We start from the raw sequence: 18,575 nt of genomic DNA on the forward strand, positions 1-18,575 counted from the left end.
GCGGCCGTCAGGTGATCTTCGGGTTGATCTCCGAGGTGATCTACGAGGTGATCTCCGGGGGGTTACGGGCGCCAGTCGATCAGTACGCCGTCGTAGAGCTCGGCGTCCGTGAGCTCGCGGGGGGTCGGGCCCGCGTGGAAGAAGGCCGTGTTGTCGGTCTTCAGCTTGCGGAGGTAGTCGAAGGCCTTGTTGTCGTGGTCGCCGAAGGCGATGAAGGAGAAGAACACCGAGGGGTGGCTCTTCGCGGCTTCGGTGAGCGACTGGGTGGCCGGGGTCTTGGCGTCGGGGGCGCCGTCGGTCTGGAAGACGACCAGGGCGGGGGCGCCGGGGGTGGCGTTCTTGTCGTAGTGGGCGAGGACGGCTTCCACGGCGGCGTGGTAGCTGGTACGGCCCATGCGGCCGAGGCCGGCGTGTGCGTCGTCGACCGCGGTCTCGGAGGAGGCCGGGGTGAGGTCGGTGGTGCCGTCGACCTCGGTGGAGAAGAAGACGACGTGTACGGAGGTGTTCGGGGCGTCGGGGTCCAGGTGCTCGGCGAGGGCGAGGGTCTGGTCGGCGAGGGCCTGGGCGGAGCCGTCCTTGTAGTACGGGCGCATGCTCGCGGAGCGGTCGAGGACGAGGTAGACCTTGGCGCGGGCGGTTTCCAGGCCGGCCTTGGCGAGGGCGGTGGCTGCGGGGGTGTTGGTGGCTGTGGCCTCGGCCTCGGCTTCGCCTTCGGCCGGGGTGTTCCCACCCGCACCACCCGTGCGGGTTTCGTCGTCGGCTGCGGGTGACTCCTGTGGGGCGTCCTCGCCGTCGGCGGCCGCGGCGGTGTTCTCGGGGGACGCCGCGACCTCGGCGGCCGGCTCGGGCTCCGGCGTCGCCTCGTCGGCAGTGGCTGCCGGAGCGGGCTCCTCGACGGCCGGCTCTTCGGTGGCGGGCGCTTCCGCGGCGGGCTCCTCGACCACCGGCTCCACCTCGGCCGGTTCGTCGGCCACAGTCGTCTCAGCGACCGGCTCCGCCGCAGCGGGCTCCTCGGCGACCGGCTCCTCAGCCACGGCCTCTGCCTCAGCCGCCGTCTCAGCGACCGGCTCCTCAACCGCAGGCGTCTCGGCAACCGGCTCAACCTCAACCGGCTCCTCGACGACCGGCGTCTCAGTAACCGGCTCAACCTCAGCCGGCTCCTCAACCGCAGGCGTCTCCGAAACCGGCTCCTCAGCCGCCCGCTCCTCGACCACCGGCGTCTCAGCAACCGGCTCAACCTCAGCCGGCTCCTCAACCGCAGGCGCCTCCGCAACCGGCTCCTCAGCCGCCCGCTCCTCGACCACCGGCGTCTCAGCACCCGGCGTCTCCGCCACCCCCTCCACCGACTCCGCCGGTCGAGGCACTGTCACGTTGTCGAATGCGGCCGAGACCAGCTCGTGCTCGTCGTTGTCGTCCGTGTCCGGCGTCGGGGCCGTTCGGGGTTCCGGTACCTGGGCGGTGGCCGGTGGCTGGGGTTCGGGGGACGGGGAGGGGACCGTCGGGGTCGCCTCCGGGGACGGGGAGGGGACCGTCGGAGTCGGCTCCGGCGAAGGCGTCGTCGCACCCTCCGCTTCGGCGCTACGCCCCTTGCGTGACCGGCCGAACGCGTTCCGCAGGAGAGTGAGAATGCCCATGTGCGCAACCCTTCGCGTGAGTTGATGCCCGTAGATCCCTGGCCAGGACGGACACGTAAGGTTAGCGGCCCCGGATGGTGATCTTGGGGAGGGGCGGACACCTGGGGTCCGCACAAGTCAAGGGTCACATCGCGTCGATCGGACGCGGCACACCAACTCCCGTACAGATACCTCTGGTTCATCCTGCGTTCATTCAAATGCTCCGCTCCCGCACAAACGTGCCCCTACCGTCCCCCACGCTGCATTCAAGGGGAAGCAAGGGGAGTACCAAGAGCCATGCGTATTCAGTTGCCGATCGTCAGCGTCAACAACGACTCGCATCATGGTGGCAGGGCGGCCCTGACCTGCCGCTTCCGGTGTGGTGACGCCTGTTTCCACGAGGTGCCCAACACCACCACCAACCCGTACGTCGGTGATGTCATCGCCGACGCCCTCAGCCGCCGTACCGTGATGCGCGCCGCCGCCGTCGTCACCGCGGCCACCGCCGTCGGCGCCTCCGCCACCGTCGCCGCCCCGGAGGCGAGCGCCGCCGAGGCCACCGCCGCCACCAGCACCCGGCACGCCTCCCGCGGCGCCCGCGGCCTGCGCTTCACCCCCGTCGCGCCGAACACCGCCGACGCCGTGACCATCCCGGACGGCTACGGCCAGAACATCGTCATCCGCTGGGGCGAGCCCATCCTGCGCGGCGCGCCCGCCTTCGACCCGGAGAACCAGACCGCCGAGTCGCAGTCCAAGCAGTTCGGTTACAACAACGACTTCCTCGCGCTGCTGCCCCTGCCGGGTGAGCACAACCGGCAGGTCCTCGTCGCCAATCACGAGTACACGGACGAAGTGCTCATGTTCCGTGGCTACGACGCCGCCAACCCGACCAAGCAGCAGGTCGAGGTCGCCTGGGCGGCCCACGGGCTGTCCGCCGTCGTCGTCGAGGGGGACCGGCGCAGCGGCAAGCTCACGCCCGTCTCGCGGCACCCGCTCAACCGGCGCGTGACCGCCACCTCCGAGTTCAAGATCACCGGGCCGGCCGCCGGCTCCGACCTGCTGAAGACCTCCGCCGACCCGACCGGCACCAAGGTCCTGGGCACGCTCAACAACTGCTCCGGCGGCGTCACCCCGTGGGGCACCACGCTGCACGGCGAGGAGAACTTCAACCAGTACTTCGCCAACGCCAGCCGGGCGACCGACAAGCGGTACGGTCTCGGCACCGGCGCCACCGAGCGCAAGTGGGAGCGTTTCGACAAGCGGTTCGACGTCGCCCAGGAGCCGAACGAGTCGCACCGGTTCGGGTACGTCGTCGAGCTCGACCCGTACGACCCCACCGCCAAGCCGCGCAAGCGCACCGCGCTCGGTCGTTTCAAGCACGAGGGTGCGACCGTGCGGCTGACCGAGGACGGGCGTCCGGTCGTGTACTCCGGTGACGACGAGCGCTTCGACTACTTCTACAAGTTCGTCGGCAGCAAGCGGATGAAGAAGGGCCACTCGCGCTCCGTGCGCGAGCACAACCTCTCGCTGCTCGACGAGGGCACGCTCTACGTCGCCAAGCTCACCGGTGACTCCCCCGCCATCGAGATCGACGGCACCGGCAAGCTCCCCGCCGACGGTGAGTTCGACGGCAGCGGCGAGTGGATTCCGCTGGCCACCGCCACCTGCGACGGCGCCGAGTCGCACGTCGAGGGCATGACGGCGGAGGAGGTGTTCGTCTTCACGCGGCTCGCCGGTGACAAGGTCGGCGCCACCAAGATGGACCGTCCCGAGGACATCGAGCCGAACCCGTACTCCGGCAAGGTGTACGTCGCCCTCACCAACAACACCAACCGCGGTGTCGGCTCCAACGCCAAGGCGGACGAGGCCAACCCGCGCAACGCCAACAAGCACGGCCAGATCCTGGAGCTGACCGAGCGCTGGAACCGCGCCGACAGCAAGAAGTTCGCCTGGACGCTGTTCCTGGTCGCGGGTGACCCGGAGGACCCGGCCACCTACTTCGCCGGCTTCCCGAAGGACGACGTCTCCCCGATCTCCTGCCCGGACAACGTCGCCTTCGACTCGCACGGCAACCTGTGGATCTCCACCGACGGCGCCCAGCTCGGCTCGCACGACGGTCTCTTCGGTGTCGCCACGCGCGGTGACCGCCGGGGTGAGCTCAAGCAGTTCCTCACGGTGCCGAAGGGCGCGGAGACCTGCGGCCCGGTCATCCAGGACCGCCGTGTCCTCGTGGCCGTGCAGCACCCGGGCGAGATCGACGGCGCCACGGCCGAGAAGCCGCTGAGCGCCTGGCCCGACGGTGCCGGCAAGATCAACCGCCCGGCCGTCGTGGCGGTCTGGCGCAAGGACGGCTGCGACATCGGCGTCTGACCCCCACGGACGCCGAACTACGGGAGGGCTGGGACCGGCGACTGCCGCTCACCGTCGTGTTCCAGCCACTCCCGGTACGCCGGCGCCTGCCGCGCCGCCTCCCAGTACGCCTCCTCCAGCGCGGGATACACCCCGTCGAGGTCCGTCTCCGTACGGGCCGCGAGGAGGAGGCGTACACCGAGCGGGTCGCCGTGCAGACGCCGTACCGCCATCGTGGGGCTGTCGGCGTGGGTGGGCTGGCAGACGGCGACCACCTCGCCGGTGGCGACCAGGGCGTCGGCCGTGTAGTAGTCGCCGTGCAGGACATGCGGGTTGACGCCGGCCGCGCGGAACATCCGCTGCACCGCGTCCCACTCGCCGTCCACCGTCGGGTCGACCATCCAGCGGTCGTCGGCCAGATCACGCAGGTGGACCTCCGACTTCGCGGTGGCCGGGTGATCGGTCGGCAGGGACACGAACTGGGGCTCCCGGTCCATCAGCACGCGGAGTCTCAGCTCGGGCGGGATGCGCAGCGGGCAGCCCTCCACCTCGTGCACGAAGGCGACGTCCAGCTGGCCGTCGGCGACCATGCGCAGCAGGGCGTTCGGGGAGACGTTCATATGGAGCGTCGGGTCCTGGCCGTGCCCGCGCAGCCGGCGCAGCCAGCCCGCCAGCGCCTTGCTCGCCGTCGAGCCGACCCGCAGCTCCGGGCCGCCCACCGCGGCCGCCCGGGCCTCCGCGACCAGGGCGCGCATGTCGGCGACCAGCGGCCGGGCGCGGCTGAGGACCAGTCGGCCCAGCGGGGTGGGGCGGCAGCCTGTCCGGGCGCGCAGGAACAGCGTGCCGCCCAGTTCCTGCTCGATCCGCCGCAGCTGGGTGCTGAGCGACGGCTGGGCGACGCCCAGTTGGCGCGCGGCCCGGTGCAGACTGCCGGTGTCGGCTATGGCGCACAGCGCGCGGAGGTGTCTCACCTCGAGCTCCATGCCCTGGGAGACTAAAGCGGACGCACTGGTTTCACCAGCCGCACAAACCCCCACCGATGCCCGCCAATTGGGGCCCCGATAGGGCAGGGCTATCGCCGATTGCCATCATCACAGCGGCCACACAGGCGCAGACACTCGCCTTGACGACTCACCCCCCACCTAGGAGTCATCGATGCGCATGTCCTTCTCCCTGTCCGCCCGTTCGCTGACGGCGGTCGGTCTCGGTGTCGCGGCCCTCGGCCTCGGTACGGTCGCTCCGGCGACGGCCGCCCCGGCCCACGTCCGGGCCGGCTACGTCGCCGACTCGGCCGAGTCCGACTCGAGTCGGGCCTTCTTCGAGGCGGTACTGAAGTCCGTCGCCGAGAAGCGCGCCGAGAACCCGGGCCTCGCGGCCGTCACCGTCACCTACGACGCGTCCGCCGCGCCGACGTTCAGCGCGCAGATATCCCGCAGCACCCAGATCTGGAACAGCTCGGTATCCAACGTCCAGCTCCAGCAGGGCTCGAACGCCGACTTCACCTACCGCGAGGGCAACGACCCGCGTGGCTCGTACGCCTCGACCGACGGTCACGGCAACGGCTACATCTTCCTCGACTACCAGCAGAACCAGGAGTACGACTCCACGCGCGTCACCGCGCACGAGACGGGCCACGTGCTCGGGCTGCCGGACCACTACGAGGGGCCGTGCAGTGAGCTGATGTCGGGCGGCGGCCCCGGCCCGTCCTGCACGAACTCGCAGCCGGACGCGAACGAGCGGGCCCGCGTGGAGCAGCTGTGGGCCAACGGGTTCGCCGCCGCGATGGACAAGGCCCTGCACAAGGCCGGCCGCTAGGCACACCCGCACCACCAGGACCACCCCCCACATGGCGCGGTCGCCCTCCTGCACGGGGCGGCCGCGCCCATTTGTGTTCCGTCCCTCCTCAGCGCGGGGACGCGATGGCGCGGTCCGCCGCCACCTCCTGGTGGACCGGCTCCAGGACGCTGCCCGCCGGGCCCGTGAGGTCCGTGCGGACCTCGTAGAGGGTCTCGGCCTCCCGCACCCCCGCCGCCAACTCCCTTAGCTGACGGGCGACCTGGGTCACCTCGGCCGTGGACGGCGGCGTCGCCCCTGGCCCGCCCGCACCCTGGCCGCCGTGGTCGCGTCCACGATCCGCTCCACCGCCACGACCAGCGGCCACCACGCCCCGCCGAGGTCGCGGTAGAGGCGGCGGCGCATCCGGGCGCGGGCCGACGGGTCGGCGTCGGCCGGGCCGAAGGCGGCAGCAGCAGCCCGGTGCCCTGGCGGTTCAGGATGTCCGACAAATGGGCCCCCCGGTTCAGCTCACCGGCGCTGGTGGAGGGTGACGTCGGCGACCAGCGCGCGGTGGTCGGTGTCGGGCAGGTCGAGGAAGCGGGCGGTGCGCACCGAGAAGTCGGCGGAGAGCAGCACATGGTCGATCTGCACTCCGAACGCCGGTGCCGTCCGGGCCGGCCAGCTTGCTGTGCGGTCGTGGCCCGCGAGCCGGGCGGCGTCCTGAAGTCCGGTGTCCAGGACGCGGCGGAAGGCGGCGTGGTCCTGGGAGGCGTTGAAGTCCCCGGCGACGACGAGGGGCGTCCTGTCGCCCTCGGCGGCGAAGTCCCGCAGCTCCCCGAGTTCCCGGCGCCACCGGCCGACGTGTCCGGGCAGCGGGGGCATGGGGTGGGCGAGCTGGAGCCGTACGGCGTGCCCGCGGACGTCGGCGACGGCACCGGGCATGGCCATGGTGCCGGGCAGTCCGTCGGTGCGGTCGAGCGGGAAGCGGCTGAGGACGACCGAACCCTCCGACCCGCCGGCCACCACCGCCGCCCGGTGCGGGCAGTCGGTGCCGAGGGCCTTCCGGAGCGTGGCGTCGCAGCCGTACTCGCACTCCTGGACGAACACGATGTCCGGCTTCTCCCGGCGTACGGCGGCGGCGAGGGCGTCGGTCGCCTGCCCGAACTCGACGTTCGAGGTCAGCACCCGGAAGGACGCGAGCGGGGGCCCGCCCGGGCGGTCGGTCCTGCCGTACGGCTCGATGAACCAGGCCAGCAGCCCCAGCAGCACGAGCGCCCACACCACGCCGGACCACCAGCGCGAGAGCAGGGAGAGCAGCAGTCCGAGGCCGGCCGGGACCAGCAGCCACGGCAGGAAGGCGAGGAGTTGCGGCACCGGGGTGATCGCGTCGGTGTCGGCGACACGGCAGCCGACGACCACGCTGACGCCCGCGAACAGCCCGCCCGCCGACCAGGCGCCGATCCGCCGCCGGGCCCGGCGCCCTGGCATGCCGTCCGGGAAAGCCGTCCACTCGGCAGCCGCAGTCTCCAAGTCCCGGCCTTCCGCTCGTGGGTGGGATGCCCGAATCCTCCCTCAAAGACGGGGGCCGTGGGGCGAAGGTTGCGTGGCGGTCGGGTCAGGTGTCGACCCGGGCCAGGAACTCCTCCAGCGCCCGGTTGAACTGCGCCGGCCGCTCCAGGTTCGGCATGTGGGCCGCGCCCTCGATCACCCTCAGGGCCGAGTCCGGGAGTGCGGTGTGCATGGCCTCGGCGTCCGACACCGGGGTGTAGGCGTCGTCGGCGCCCACCACGACCAGGGCGGGGACCCTGACGCGGGTCAGCAGGGCGCGGTAGTCGGGGCGCTGCGCGCGCCCGCGCAGGGCCGCGGCGGCGCCCTCCGGCGCGGTCGCGGTCATCATGCCGTGGACGTGGGCCTTGACCTCGGCGGGCGCGTACGGCGCGACCATCCGCTCCAGCACCTCGTCGGCGTACCCGCGCATGCCCTCCCGCAGCAGCCGGTCCGCCATGGCGTCCCGGGTCCGCCGGCCCTCGGCCGTCTCCGCCGCCGGGAAGGTGTCCGCGAGGACCAGGCCCCGGACCCGCTCGGGGAAGCGGTCGTAGCACTCCATGACGATCTGGCCGCCCATCGACAGGCCCGCCAGGACGAACGTCTCCACCCCGAGGTCGTCCAGCAGGGCCTCGATGTCCCCGGCGAAGACGGACAGCGGGGTGATGCCCGGTACGACGGGGGAGGCGCCGTAGCCGCGCAGGTCGGGGGCGACGACCCGGCGGCCGGCCGAGAACTCCTCGATCTGCGGGGTCCACATCGTGCGGTCGAAGGGGTGGCCGTGCACGAGGACGAGGGGGACCCGTGAGGAATCCGCGCCTTTGTCCTCGTATGCGAGGAAGGGGGTCATGTGGACGACCCTAGGTCGCGTCAACTCCTCGGTGCAATAAGATCTTTGCCCTCGGTGCAATGTCAGGGGGGCACATGGAGGACTACCGGCGCATCGCCGACCGCATCGCCGACGCGATCACCTCCGGACGGCTGAAACCCGGCGAACGACTGCCGCCACAGCGGGTGTTCGCCCGGCGCCGCGGGATCGCCGGGTCGACCGCGGGGCGGGTGTACGGCGAACTCGTCCGGCGCGGGCTGGTCGTCGGCGAGGTCGGCCGGGGGACCTTCGTACGGGCCGCCCCGGCGGGCACCGGGCCCGCGCTCGTCGAGGCCGCGACCCAGGCACCCGTGAACCTGGAACTCAACTACCCCACCGCACCGGACCAGTCGGCCCTCCTCGCCCCCGCCCTCACGGCGCTGGGCCGCCCCGACGTGCTGACCGAGGCCCTGCGCCCGGCCGCCGCCACCGGCACCCCCGCGGCCCGCCGGGCGGCGGCCGGCCTGCTCGCCACGCCGGGCTGGCGGCCCGCCCCCGAACGGATTCTCTTCACCGGCAACGCCCGCCAGGCCGTCGCCGCCACCCTCGCCTCCCTGGTCCGGCCCGGCGGCCGGCTCGGTGTCGAGGCGCTGACGTACCCCGTGGTCAAGGACATCGCGGCCCGGCTCGGCATCACCCTGGTGCCGCTGGCCTGCGACGAGGAGGGCCCGCGCCCCGAGTCCGTCGCCGCCGCCCACCGTGCGGCTCCCCTGGCCGCGCTGTATCTCCAGCCGACCCTGCACAACCCGACCGCGTTGACGACCGGCCCCGAGCGCGTCCGCCGGCTCGCTCGCACCGCGCTCGACCTGGGCATCCCCGTCGTCGAGGACCGCATCTGGTCCTTCCTCGCCGACGGCGACCCCCTCGCCCCGCACGCGCCCGGCCTCACCCATGTCGTCGACGGCCTGTCCAAGCGCGTCGCCCCCGGGCTCACCATCGGAGTCGTCGTCGTACCGGAGGGGCGGGTCGAGGCGGTGGCCGCCTCGGTGCGGTCCGGCGGGTGGAGCGCCGGGTCGTTCGCGCTGGAGGCGGCCGTGCGGTGGATCGGGGACGGGACCGTTCAGCGGCTGGTCGCGGCCAAGCGGGCGGACGCGGCACGCAGACAGCGCATCCTCGGCGAGGAGTTGCGCCCGTTCGCCGTACGGTCCGATCCACGCGCCTATTTCGCCTGGTGGGAGCTGCCCGCGCCGTGGCGCGCGGACACCTTCACGGCCGCCGCGGCCGCGCACGGCATCGCGGTGACCCCCGGCCCCGCCTTCGCCGTCGGCCCCGGCCGCGTCCCGGACGCCGTCAGACTCGGGCTCGCGTCGGCTCCCGAGCCGGATCTGCGGCGGGCCCTGCGGACGCTCGCCGACGTCGTGCGAGGTACTCCGTGAACCGACAGACCAGGGCCACGGCCACCCCGAGGACGACCAGCAGCCAGGACACCGTGCGCAGGGTCGCCGTCAGGGCGTCGTAGACCGCGCCCGCGGCCGGGCGGTGCACGGCCTCCGGCACGTCGGCCAGGGTGAGCCGGCGGCCGAGCGCGACCGCCAGGGCGAGGAACGCGCCGCCCAGCGCCGTGCCCAGCGCGGTCGCGGTGACCGCGCGGCGGCGGCACGCGGCGACGGCGATGCCGGCCGCGGCGAGGACGGCGGCCGAGACGGGCAGCCAGAAACCGGCGACTTCGAGCACGCCGTACCCCTTCCTGAGCCGGTCCAGTTCCCGCGCCGGGAGCACCCGGACCGCGGTGTGCCGGACCGGGATGCGGTGCGCGAACGGGATGTGGTCGTCGGTGAGCCGGCGCTTGACCTGGGCGGTGACCGGGGCCAGGTCGACGGTGACGGTGCGGGCGCGGTCGTCCCTGAGGGCCCTGAGCAGGGCGTCGTGGACCGCTTTGTTGCCCGCGTCCCACGCCGTGCGGAAGGCCTCGGTCCGGGTGAAGGAGCGCACCGCGTCGTGGACGAAGGGGCGCACGGTAGCGGGCGACGGCGCGGCGGGCGACGCCTCCAGCTCGCGATCGACGTGGTGCATGATCCCGGTGCCCACGCTGTCCGCGACCGCGCCCTGCACCGCCGGATCCGTGGCGAGCGGCGCCATCGTGGCGACGTATCTGCCGGTGTCGGCCAGCCCGTACAACACCCAGGCCGCGAGCGCGCCGAACGGCACGAGAAGGCACGACAGGGCGATCAGCACTGCCGACAGGGCGTTCCGCAGACGGGTGGGCACCCTGTCAGGCAAAGGTCGGGGAGGCGAGGCCGCCAGCGGGATGCCTGCATACGGCCGCACGGCATCGCTCTCCGGTGGAGGGTTCACCCGAACGGGTGTCTCATGGATCAGGGGAGCGAGCGGACCGGGTGCGTGGGTGGATGAAGGGGAAACGGGCCGGTCCCGGCCGTGGTGCCGGGGCCGGCCCGTGCGCGCCCTCAGCCCAGACGGTGGCCCTGGGCGTCCTCGTGCGTGTAGTAGCGGTAGAACATCACGACGAACCAGGCCGCGCCGACCGCCAGCCCCATCAGCGAGGACCTGAGGACGGACGCGTCGGTCTGGCTGTACAGGAAGCCGAACGAGCCGCCCACGAAGGCCGCCCACACGACGGCGTGCAGCTCGCGCCTCATGTGCGGGCCGAGGGCGCGGACACCGACGTAGGCGACGATGAACGCGAGCGCCGTGAGGAAGCCGAAGAGCAGGTTCCAGCCGGTGATCTCGCCGCCGGAGCGCCGGTTCGCGGCGGCCCAGTAGCCGTAGATCAGTCCGAGGACGAGTGGTACGGCCACGCTCGCGATCATGTGCGTGCGCGCACTGAACACGTCGGGCAGCATGCTCGGGCGGGCCGTCACCGTCCCCGAGGCCCGTCCGCCGGGCGCGGGTGCCGCATGAGCCATGAGAGCACTCCTCTCTCTCGCCCCCGCCCTCCAGAGCACACCTGGGGCGTCCGGCCGGCAAGTCGACGCGGGGGTCGGCCTCGGTGGCCCGGTGCTCGGGTACCCGGATGCGGCGGGCCGAACGTCGTGCTTGTCTGAGGCGCATGAGGGCCGTCAGCGACGGTGCAACCGGCCTGAAGGGCGACGCGCGCCGGCAGGGGATGCTGCGCGTGCGGGGCCGCAGCGTCGCCTGGCTGGCGCCGCTGGTGCTGCTGGTCGCCATCGTCGCGGTCGACTTCCGGACCAGCAGCGACTTCCGGATCCTGTCCTGGATCGTGCTGGTGCCCGGTATCGCCGCCGCGATCTGCGGGGTGTGGGGGACGGCCGTGTTCGCGGTCCTCGCGCCCGCCACGTACGTCGCCGCGGACGCCGCCCTGCCGCACGAGTACCAGGCCGGACTGCCCGATCTGGTGCTGGCCGGCATCGGTGGTGTCCTCGCCACGCTGGCCTGCGTGGTCCGGGTGCGCGGCGAGCGGCGCATGCTGCACATGCAGGACGTCACCGCGACCGTACGCCGCACCGTGCTGCGCCCGCTGCCGCCGGGCTGGGGCGGTCTGGAGCACGCGGCGGTCTATCTCGCCGCCGACAGCGAGGCCCGGGTCGGCGGCGACTTCTACGACATCCAGATCGGCCTGCACGGCACCCGCGTCATCGTCGGCGACGTCCAGGGCAAGGGGCTGGGCGCGGTGGAGGTGGCGGCGGCGCTGCTCGGCACGTTCCGTGAGGCCGGGTACCACGAGCCCGACCTGGCGACGGTCGCGGTCCGGCTGGAGGAGCGGCTGCAACGGCACGTCCTGATGCGGGTGGCGCTCGGCCGGGAGGAGGGCGACCGGTTCGCCACCGCCGTACTGCTCGGCTTCCCCGCGTCGGATCCGGAGGCGGTGGACACCGTCGTTCTCGGCCATGACTGTCCGCTCGTCGTCGGCCCCGACGGGGTACGGCCGCTGCCGCCGCGCAGCCACAGCCTCCCGCTCGGCCTGGGTGAACTCACCCCCGGTATCGGCCCGCCGCCCGCCCAGCGGGTGCCGTTGCGTCCCGGTGAGACCCTGCTGCTCACCACGGACGGGGTGACCGAGGCCCGGGACGGCGCCGGCGAGTTCTACCCGCTGGCCGCCGATGTCGCCGCCGCCGTGGCCGCGGACCCCGGGATCGCGCGGCCCCAGCGGCTGGTGGCGTTCGTGCGGGAGCGCACCCTGCGGCACAGCGGGGGTCATCTGGCCGACGACACCACGGTGTTCGCGGTACGGCGGGACGGGGGTGCGGGCGACGGTGCGCGCAACCGTGCGGGGATCGTGGGGAATGGGGACGGAAACGGACGTTTGCAGCCCTGAGATCCCTCCTTTGTACCCGCAGCGGTTACGGTGCTGCCGTACGTGATCGACGGGGGATGGGGAGGGACCGATGCCGGGAACCGTGCTGCTGCTCGCCGCCTCGCCGGTGGGCAAGGGGTGTCTGGTGGACGCCGCCTCCGTGCTTCCCATCCTCGCCGCGGTGCCGCCGGCGGTACTGGCGGGCACCGACACCGCGAACGTCGTCGAGCTCGCCGACCCGCTGGAACCCCAGGCCGTTCTCACCCGCCTGCGCGCGGCGGCGGTCGCCCCCGGGCCGCTCACCGTCTTCGTCGCCGGCCAGCTCCAACTGGACCGCCGCCAGCACCTCCCGCATCTGGCGCTGGCCCGCTCCACACCGGCCTCGGTGCGCTACACCGGCTTCCCCTGGCACTGGTTCCGTGAGGAACTGCGCCTGCGCGCACCGGGTTCGACCTCCCTCGTGGTCGATCTGCACGCCGACCAGGAGACCTGGGAGTGGCTGCGCGCCAACCCCCTCGACTCGGGCCGCGGCAGCACGGTGTACGGCCGCATCGCCCCGCCCCCCAGCCGCCGCACGGTGGCGGGCCCGGCGTACATGAAGGCGGTGGCCACCCTCCTGCGCAGCGGCCACCGCCCGCCCCTGGACCAACTCCACCAACAGGCCCTGTCCCGAATCACCCCGGACGCGCGCCCGACCACGGACATCGTCCTGACGGCCCACGCACCTGTACGGCCCCCGGTCCCCGGGTACTTGCCGGGCCCGATGCCGACCCTGGCGCCCGTGACGGCGACGAATGACGGGTGGGGGGCGGTGGGGGGTCCTGTTGGGGGTTCGGTGCCTGTGCCTGTGGCGAGTTCCGGGTCGGCTTCGGTGCCGGTGGCTACGGCCGGCTCGGTGCCGGTCTCTGGGTCGGTCTCGGCGGTGAGCGCTGGGGTGGGTTCGGTTCCGGGTCTTCAGCCGGGCGGGGCGCCCCACTTCACGCCGGGTTCCGCGGCGGATTATGAGGCGGGCGCTGCGTCGGGTCTCGTGGCGACCTCTGTGCCGGGTCCTCAGCCGGACGCCGCGCCGGGCTCCATGCGGGGCAGCGCACTGGGTTCTGAGACGGGCGCAGCGTCGGGCCCCGCGCCTGCCTCCATGCCGGGCGTCTCTACGACGAGCCCGGCGCCAACCTCCTTGCCGGGGCCTCAGCCCTTGCCGGGGCTGGCTCCGGACACCATGCCGGCCACGACGCCGGTCTCCGTGTCGAGTCCCGCGCCGACCACCACGCGAGCCCCTGTCCCGAGCGCTCTTCCCAGTCCCGCCTCGGCCGCCGTTCCCGGCAACCCGCCGACGCTCGTGCTGACCCCGCTGCCGAGCACCCAGCTCAGCCCGGCGACGAGCCCGGCGACGAGCCCTGCGCAACACCCCGCGCCCGCCCCCGAAGAGAACCCCGGCGATCCCCACGACGCCATCAGCACCGCCGTCCAGTCAGGTCGGCACGGTGATGCCGATGCGCTGGCTGCCAGGGAGGAGCAGGGGGCCGCGGAGGTTTTCGGGGTCGGGTCTCCGGAGGCTCTGCACTGGAGTGAGGTGCGGGCCGATCTGGCGATGTTGGCGGGGGATCCCGTGCGGAGTTGCCGGACCTGGCTGCGGGTGGCGTCGGTGCGGCTCGGGGCGGGGCAGGCGGCCGACGCGCCCGCGGTGGAGGCCGCCGTGGACCGGGCTCATCACCAGTGGGGGCAGGTCCGGGACGCGGAACGCGCGCGTGAACTGGGGGCCGCGCTCACGGAGTTGAGGAGTCAGGTGCCAGGGCGCCGGCGGGGCGCCCTGGCGAATGTGCGTCAGCGGATGGAGCAGCTCCAGGTCAGCGGGTGAAGGTGAAGTACTTCCACGTGCCGTACGTCGTCGCGTTGACGTTGTCGCCCGACGCCGTGTCGATGTAGGACGAGCGGAGCCGGAAGCGGACGCCCGTGGGCGGGTTGTCCTCCAGCAGGACCGAGTCCTTGCCGTAGCGGTCGAGGCCGAAGTACTGCGTGGCCGTCGTGTGCCAGGCCCCGCTGTAGAACTGCTGGATCTGGAACTGGTACTTGCGCCCCGGGTACATGGTCATCGCCGTGTTGTAGACGGGGTCCTTGGACTGGCGGAAGTAGGAGTACTTCTCGTTCCAGGCCGTCGCCGTCTTGTATGCGCCGCTCAGCGACGACGTCACGCTCACCTTGGTGTAGACGGTGTTGGTGATCGTCCTGGGCGCGTACCGGGTGTCCCCCGTGAACTTCGCGCTGACCTTGGCGTCCCGGGTCAGCCGGACCGTCGCCGTCAGATTGCCGGCCGAGTCGACCGTGCCCTTCTTCACCAGGGCGTTGGGCTTGTCGGAGCCGTAGGGGTCGGCCCAGATCTCCACCGTGCGGTTCTTGTACGTGGCACCCAGGTGCGCGGTGAAGGTGACGCTGCTGTTGTAGCCGTACACCTTGAGGTTGTTGTTCAGCGTCAGCGTGGTCGCGGACTTGGCGACCGTCACCGAGCGCGCCGCGGTGGCGCCCGCGTGGTCCGCGTCACCGGCGTAGGAGACGGTGTACGTCACCTTGCCGCCGGCCGGCGGGGTGTCCGTGAAGGTGTAGGAGCCGTTCGAGGCGACCGTCGCCTTGCCCAGCGCCTTGCCGGCGGGGGACTCGTCGTCGGTGCGGGTGACGGAGACCTGGGTGCCGGCCGGGAACGCCGACGCGGAGGTGAGCGACCCGGTCACCGTCAGCGGCTTGGCGCGGGGCGCGGTCGCCGGGGCGTTCGCCGTGAGGGTGACCGGCGTCTTGGTCGGGGCGTCGAAGACACGCAGCGAGTACACGTCGCTGTCGTTCATCGACACCGCGAACAGCTTGCTCTCGTCCGGCGCCCACGCCAGTCCGCGCGCGGCGAGGGTGTCGGAGCCGCTGCTGTTGCCGGTGTTGGGGAAGTCGTACTGCTTCACCGGGATGGAATCGCCCTGCTTGAAGACGTGCACGTCCGGGTCGTACCAGGAGCTGGTGCCGGCCGCCACGTCGCCGTTCGGGGCGATGTCCACCGCGTTCGGGTAGGTGTTGGTGACGTACTTGCCGTCCGCCGAGAGGTCCGAGAGCTTGTAGACCGGCTGGTAGTACGGGGCGCCGCTGGCCGTGATCACGTCCTTGCCGTCGGGCGTGACCGCGAGGTCGGCGAGGTTGCCGCCACCGGTGTTCCCGGGGTCGAAGGCGTACGCGGTGCGGCTCGCGGTGCCCGCCGAGACGTCGTACACGGCGAGTTCGACCGGGCTCTGGCCCGGCGCGCCGGCGACCAGCGTGCCGGGGGCGGCCGCGGCGGCGTCCAGGATCGGGGCCTCGTAGAAGGTGCGGTCGGTGTCCTGGCCCAGGGTGAGCACCGGGTCGGTGCCGCTCAGGTCGAGCGAGCCGATGTTGCCGTCGCCGCCGGAGCCGTAGCTGAACCAGACCTTGCCGCCGGTGAGGGCCACGTACTTGGGACTGACCGAGCCCGTGGACCAGCGGTGGGCCTCGGTCGCGGTGGCTGTGTCGATGGCCACGATCGCGGTCGCGTCCCCCAAGGCCGCGTAGAGGGTGCCCGAGTCGGGCGACAGCTCCAGGCCGCGGACACCCGGCAGCGAGCCGACGGTGCCGACGACTGCACCGGCGTAGTCCGTGACGACGACCTTCCCGGAGGTCGGGTCGCTGATGAAGACCCGCTGGTGGGCCCCGTCGACCACGACGTCGCCGGTCGACCGCACGGGCAGGGCGATGCTGGAGTCGGCGAGCGCCGACCCGGTGCCGGCCGCGACGAGGGCGGCCGAGCTGAAGAGGACCGCGAGTGCCGTCGCGGCCGGAAGAGTGCGTCTACGCACGATTTTTCGAACCCCCCGGAACGAAAAAGAAAGGGACGGCGGACGCGGCAGCGAACGGGCACGCGTGCGCCTGAGTGATCGAAGGCTAGGTCATGGCACTGACATCCGTATGAAGGATGGCGTAAGAGGGGGGTGAGAACGAGGAGGCCCGTGAGGCCCGCGACGCCTGATCGGCCGTCACCCGGACGGCCCGGCGCGCTGGTGGAGGTGTCGGCGGGGTGGTGCCTTGGGAGGGCGTGCCGATCTTGAGCGCGTCCTCGACCCCGGCCCAGGAGGCCCGCGATGCCCCGTTTCCCGGTCCGTGCAGTCCTCGTCGCGGTGTGTTCCGCGGGTGCCCTGCTGAGCGCGCCCGCGTGCTCGGTCGTCGCCCCGGACCGGGCGGGCCGGACCGTGGCCTCCCCGGGGGCCGCGGGCACCGCCTCGAAGGCCCCGGCGGCCGATCCGACACTCACCGAGGCGCAGGCGCGGGCCGCCCTGATCAGCGAGGCGGACCTCGGTGAACCGTGGGTGCCCACCGAGGGGTTCGCCACCTGGCGGGACGGCATGCTGAAGGCGAGCGCCGAGCCGGCGGAGTGCGGAAGGCTGCTCGACGCCCTCTACGCGGAGGACCTGTTCGGGGCGGATGCCCGCACCCGCGCCTCGGTCGGGCTGGACGACGAGTGGGACGGGGCCCAGTTGCGCTACCAGGTCGTGGCCCACCGGCCGGCGGAGGTGGACCGGACGCTGGCGTGGCTGGGCTCCATGCCGGACGAGTGCGGCCGGTTCACGGCGACCGCGGGCGGCGGGCGGATGGCCGTGGAGGTCAGGGAGAGCGAGCTGCCGCAGGTCGGGGACGCACGGCAGGGGCTGCGTCTCGTCCTCACCGGTATCTCCGAGTACGCCGACGCGCCCACCCTCACCCTCGACGTCGCGGCCGTCCGCGTCGGCGACGACACGATCACCGTCACCAACGGGGGTCTCGGCGAGGTGCCGGACGAAGCGACCTGGGCGGCCGTGGAACTGGGCGCGCACCGGCTGGACGAGGTCAGGAAGAAGGGTCGGCAGAGCGTGTGAGCGAGACGCCGCCCGGGCGCTACGCCATCCGCTCGACCGCTTCCTTGGCCTCCTTCAGGCCCGCCCCGGTGATCTCCCGGTAGACCTTGATCGCCTGGATCTTCTTGTCGTCCCGCAGGAGCGCGGCGACCTCGGACATGCGGGGGTCGTCGTTCTCCCGCAGCCCCAAGTGGTCGAGGACCAGGTCGAGTTTGCGCTCCACCCGGGCAACGCGCCGGTCCGCGCGGGAGATCCGGTTCTCGATGGTGAAGACCATGACGAGCGCGACCGCTGCGAGGAAGATGCCTATTGCGTCCATGGGCAGCGATCTTATGCGCGGCCGGCTATCCGCCCTGATCCCGGCCGAAGCCGCCCCGGTCCCGGCCGAAGCCGTACTGACCCCCGTCGAAGCCGCCCCGGTCCCGGTCGAAGACGTCCGGATCCTGGTCGAAGCCGCCGCCATCGCCCTCGAAGCGCAGTCGGTGGCCCACCACGTCCCCCGCCACGTCCAGCGCCGTACGCCCGTGCGCGAACGCGTGGGCCCGCAGCCGGGCCAGTGCCTCCTCCGTGCCGACGCCCAGCTGGGCCATGATCATGCCGGTCGCCTGGTAGACCTGGTCATGGTCGGCGGCCAGCCCGTTCAGCCACCTGTCGCCGCCCGGTTCGTCCGCCTCGTCGGCGTGCGGCAGCTCGATCAGCGCCACGGTCATCAACCCGGCCACCAGCCGTGCCATCCGCAGATCCCGGTCCGTGAGGTCGCCCGGTGAGTCGCGATACAGATCGAGCGTGCCGACGCACACCGTCTCGCTGCCGAGCGGCACCGAGTACGACGCCCGCACCCCGGCCGCCGTCGCCTCCTGGGCGAAGACCGGCCAGCGCAGAACGTCCTGGCCGCAGGTCAGATCGCAGGCGAACACGGGCGCACCGCTCTGCGCGGCCGACTGGCAGGGACCGTCGCCCAAGGTGGCCTGGAGCTCGGTCACATACGCGGCCTGCGCACTGCTCGCGCCCAGCTGGACGGGGAGTCCTTCGCTATGCAGCGACACGCTCGCACCGGACACCGGGAGCAGTTCCACCGCGACCGCGCACAACCGCGCCGGGATCTCGCGGGGACCCGCGTCGCGGACCTCTTCGACGAGGGCGTCCGCGGCACCACCCGTCGGCTTCCGCCCCGGCTCACCTCGCTGATCGTCTCTGGGCTGCACGGCAGCCTCCTCAGCCTCCTCGTTCTGAGCGCGACCGGCCCGGCCCGGGACCGGGCGGTCACTCCACCGCCTCGTCCCGACCGACGCCCGACTACCCCTGGCCGGGTCCGCGAAACCCGGTCGTGCAGGGCG

Annotated in this window: 14 protein-coding genes and 2 pseudogenes; 6 read left to right on the forward strand and 10 right to left on the reverse strand. The window is 72.7% G+C overall.

Annotation, left to right across the window (positions count from 1 at the left end):
- Positions 1-62: 62 nt before the first annotated feature.
- The gene (locus tag ACIQWG_RS22030; RefSeq protein ID WP_404098354.1) at positions 63-1,634 is read right to left on the reverse strand and encodes a VWA domain-containing protein; all 1,572 of its coding nucleotides are present in this window, start codon (positions 1,632-1,634) and stop codon (positions 63-65) included.
- A 276-nt stretch (positions 1,635-1,910) separates the two neighbouring features.
- Here ACIQWG_RS22030 and ACIQWG_RS22035 point away from each other — a divergent pair, with 276 nt between their 5' ends.
- Entirely contained in the window at positions 1,911-3,983 is a 2,073-nt protein-coding gene (locus tag ACIQWG_RS22035; protein WP_404098357.1) for a PhoX family protein, read from the forward strand.
- A gap of 17 nt (positions 3,984-4,000) precedes the next feature.
- Here the strand turns inward: ACIQWG_RS22035 and ACIQWG_RS22040 are convergent, their stop codons facing one another.
- Positions 4,001-4,945 (reverse strand): LysR substrate-binding domain-containing protein, encoded by a 945-nt coding sequence (locus tag ACIQWG_RS22040; protein WP_404098360.1) that lies wholly within the window; start codon positions 4,943-4,945, stop codon positions 4,001-4,003.
- Between the two features lie 172 nt (positions 4,946-5,117).
- Here ACIQWG_RS22040 and snpA point away from each other — a divergent pair, with 172 nt between their 5' ends.
- Positions 5,118-5,777 (forward strand): snapalysin, encoded by a 660-nt coding sequence (snpA, locus tag ACIQWG_RS22045; RefSeq protein ID WP_404098363.1) that lies wholly within the window; start codon positions 5,118-5,120, stop codon positions 5,775-5,777.
- A gap of 88 nt (positions 5,778-5,865) precedes the next feature.
- Here snpA and ACIQWG_RS22050 read toward each other — a convergent pair.
- The 3 genes and pseudogenes from ACIQWG_RS22050 to ACIQWG_RS22060 all read right to left on the reverse strand — a co-directional run.
- Positions 5,866-6,206: pseudogene (locus ACIQWG_RS22050) on the reverse strand (FUSC family protein); the annotation flags it as partial.
- A 60-nt stretch (positions 6,207-6,266) separates the two neighbouring features.
- Positions 6,267-7,268, reverse strand: a complete 1,002-nt coding sequence (locus ACIQWG_RS22055) for an endonuclease/exonuclease/phosphatase family protein (RefSeq protein WP_404098364.1) — start codon at positions 7,266-7,268, stop codon at positions 6,267-6,269.
- An 85-nt stretch (positions 7,269-7,353) separates the two neighbouring features.
- The gene (locus ACIQWG_RS22060) at positions 7,354-8,133 is read right to left on the reverse strand and encodes an alpha/beta fold hydrolase (protein WP_404098367.1); all 780 of its coding nucleotides are present in this window, start codon (positions 8,131-8,133) and stop codon (positions 7,354-7,356) included.
- Between the two features lie 74 nt (positions 8,134-8,207).
- Here ACIQWG_RS22060 and ACIQWG_RS22065 point away from each other — a divergent pair, with 74 nt between their 5' ends.
- Complete coding sequence (locus tag ACIQWG_RS22065) at positions 8,208-9,527, forward strand: PLP-dependent aminotransferase family protein (protein WP_404099386.1); 1,320 nt, start codon at positions 8,208-8,210, stop codon at positions 9,525-9,527.
- On the opposite strand, the gene ACIQWG_RS22070 is transcribed toward ACIQWG_RS22065, so the two are convergent.
- Together ACIQWG_RS22070 and ACIQWG_RS22075 are read right to left on the reverse strand one after the other, a co-directional pair.
- A complete protein-coding gene (locus tag ACIQWG_RS22070; RefSeq protein ID WP_404098368.1) occupies positions 9,442-10,359 on the reverse strand; it encodes a hypothetical protein in 918 nt (305 codons plus the stop codon). The two genes, ACIQWG_RS22065 and ACIQWG_RS22070, sit on opposite strands and share 86 nt — an antisense overlap.
- Before the next feature lie 197 nt (positions 10,360-10,556).
- The gene (locus ACIQWG_RS22075; RefSeq protein WP_404098371.1) at positions 10,557-11,015 is read right to left on the reverse strand and encodes a hypothetical protein; all 459 of its coding nucleotides are present in this window, start codon (positions 11,013-11,015) and stop codon (positions 10,557-10,559) included.
- 143 nt (positions 11,016-11,158) lie between these two features.
- Here ACIQWG_RS22075 and ACIQWG_RS22080 point away from each other — a divergent pair, with 143 nt between their 5' ends.
- Positions 11,159-12,385 carry a PP2C family protein-serine/threonine phosphatase gene (locus ACIQWG_RS22080; RefSeq protein ID WP_404098373.1) on the forward strand — a complete coding sequence of 409 codons (1,227 nt, stop codon included), beginning with the start codon at positions 11,159-11,161 and terminating at the stop codon, positions 12,383-12,385.
- Between the two features lie 70 nt (positions 12,386-12,455).
- Positions 12,456-13,094 (forward strand): annotated as a pseudogene (locus tag ACIQWG_RS22085) (hypothetical protein); the annotation flags it as partial.
- 1,114 nt (positions 13,095-14,208) lie between these two features.
- Here ACIQWG_RS22085 and ACIQWG_RS22090 read toward each other — a convergent pair.
- Positions 14,209-16,206 carry an Ig-like domain repeat protein gene (locus tag ACIQWG_RS22090; protein WP_404098376.1) on the reverse strand — a complete coding sequence of 666 codons (1,998 nt, stop codon included), beginning with the start codon at positions 16,204-16,206 and terminating at the stop codon, positions 14,209-14,211.
- 282 nt (positions 16,207-16,488) lie between these two features.
- On the opposite strand from ACIQWG_RS22090, the gene ACIQWG_RS22095 reads away from it, so the two are divergent.
- A complete protein-coding gene (locus tag ACIQWG_RS22095) occupies positions 16,489-17,259 on the forward strand; it encodes a hypothetical protein (protein ID WP_404098379.1) in 771 nt (256 codons plus the stop codon).
- Positions 17,260-17,278: 19 nt separating this feature from the next.
- Here the strand turns inward: ACIQWG_RS22095 and ACIQWG_RS22100 are convergent, their stop codons facing one another.
- Both ACIQWG_RS22100 and ACIQWG_RS22105 read right to left on the reverse strand, forming a co-directional pair.
- Positions 17,279-17,557, reverse strand: a complete 279-nt coding sequence (locus ACIQWG_RS22100) for a ribosomal protein L7/L12 (protein WP_404098382.1) — start codon at positions 17,555-17,557, stop codon at positions 17,279-17,281.
- Between the two features lie 25 nt (positions 17,558-17,582).
- Positions 17,583-18,443 (reverse strand): GAF and ANTAR domain-containing protein, encoded by an 861-nt coding sequence (locus tag ACIQWG_RS22105; protein ID WP_404098385.1) that lies wholly within the window; start codon positions 18,441-18,443, stop codon positions 17,583-17,585.
- Between the last annotated feature and the right edge of the window lie 132 nt (positions 18,444-18,575).

It is taken from the genome of Streptomyces sp. NPDC098781 (assembly GCF_044759995.1).
Lineage (GTDB): Bacteria > Actinomycetota > Actinomycetes > Streptomycetales > Streptomycetaceae > Streptomyces.

What these genes read in the sequence shown, in the direction of transcription:
- ACIQWG_RS22065 (WP_404099386.1), top strand. Translation starts at nt 8,208, where the DNA reads ATGGAGGACTACCGGCGCATCGCCGACCGCATCGCCGACGCGATCACC.
- ACIQWG_RS22035 (WP_404098357.1), top strand. Translation starts at nt 1,911, where the DNA reads ATGCGTATTCAGTTGCCGATCGTCAGCGTCAACAACGACTCGCATCAT.
- ACIQWG_RS22075 (WP_404098371.1), bottom strand. Translation starts at nt 11,015, where the DNA reads ATGGCTCATGCGGCACCCGCGCCCGGCGGACGGGCCTCGGGGACGGTG.
- ACIQWG_RS22080 (WP_404098373.1), top strand. Translation starts at nt 11,159, where the DNA reads ATGAGGGCCGTCAGCGACGGTGCAACCGGCCTGAAGGGCGACGCGCGC.
- ACIQWG_RS22100 (WP_404098382.1), bottom strand. Translation starts at nt 17,557, where the DNA reads ATGGACGCAATAGGCATCTTCCTCGCAGCGGTCGCGCTCGTCATGGTC.
- ACIQWG_RS22030 (WP_404098354.1), bottom strand. Translation starts at nt 1,634, where the DNA reads ATGGGCATTCTCACTCTCCTGCGGAACGCGTTCGGCCGGTCACGCAAG.
- ACIQWG_RS22060 (WP_404098367.1), bottom strand. Translation starts at nt 8,133, where the DNA reads ATGACCCCCTTCCTCGCATACGAGGACAAAGGCGCGGATTCCTCACGG.
- snpA (WP_404098363.1), top strand. Translation starts at nt 5,118, where the DNA reads ATGCGCATGTCCTTCTCCCTGTCCGCCCGTTCGCTGACGGCGGTCGGT.
- ACIQWG_RS22040 (WP_404098360.1), bottom strand. Translation starts at nt 4,945, where the DNA reads ATGGAGCTCGAGGTGAGACACCTCCGCGCGCTGTGCGCCATAGCCGAC.
- ACIQWG_RS22095 (WP_404098379.1), top strand. Translation starts at nt 16,489, where the DNA reads ATGCCCCGTTTCCCGGTCCGTGCAGTCCTCGTCGCGGTGTGTTCCGCG.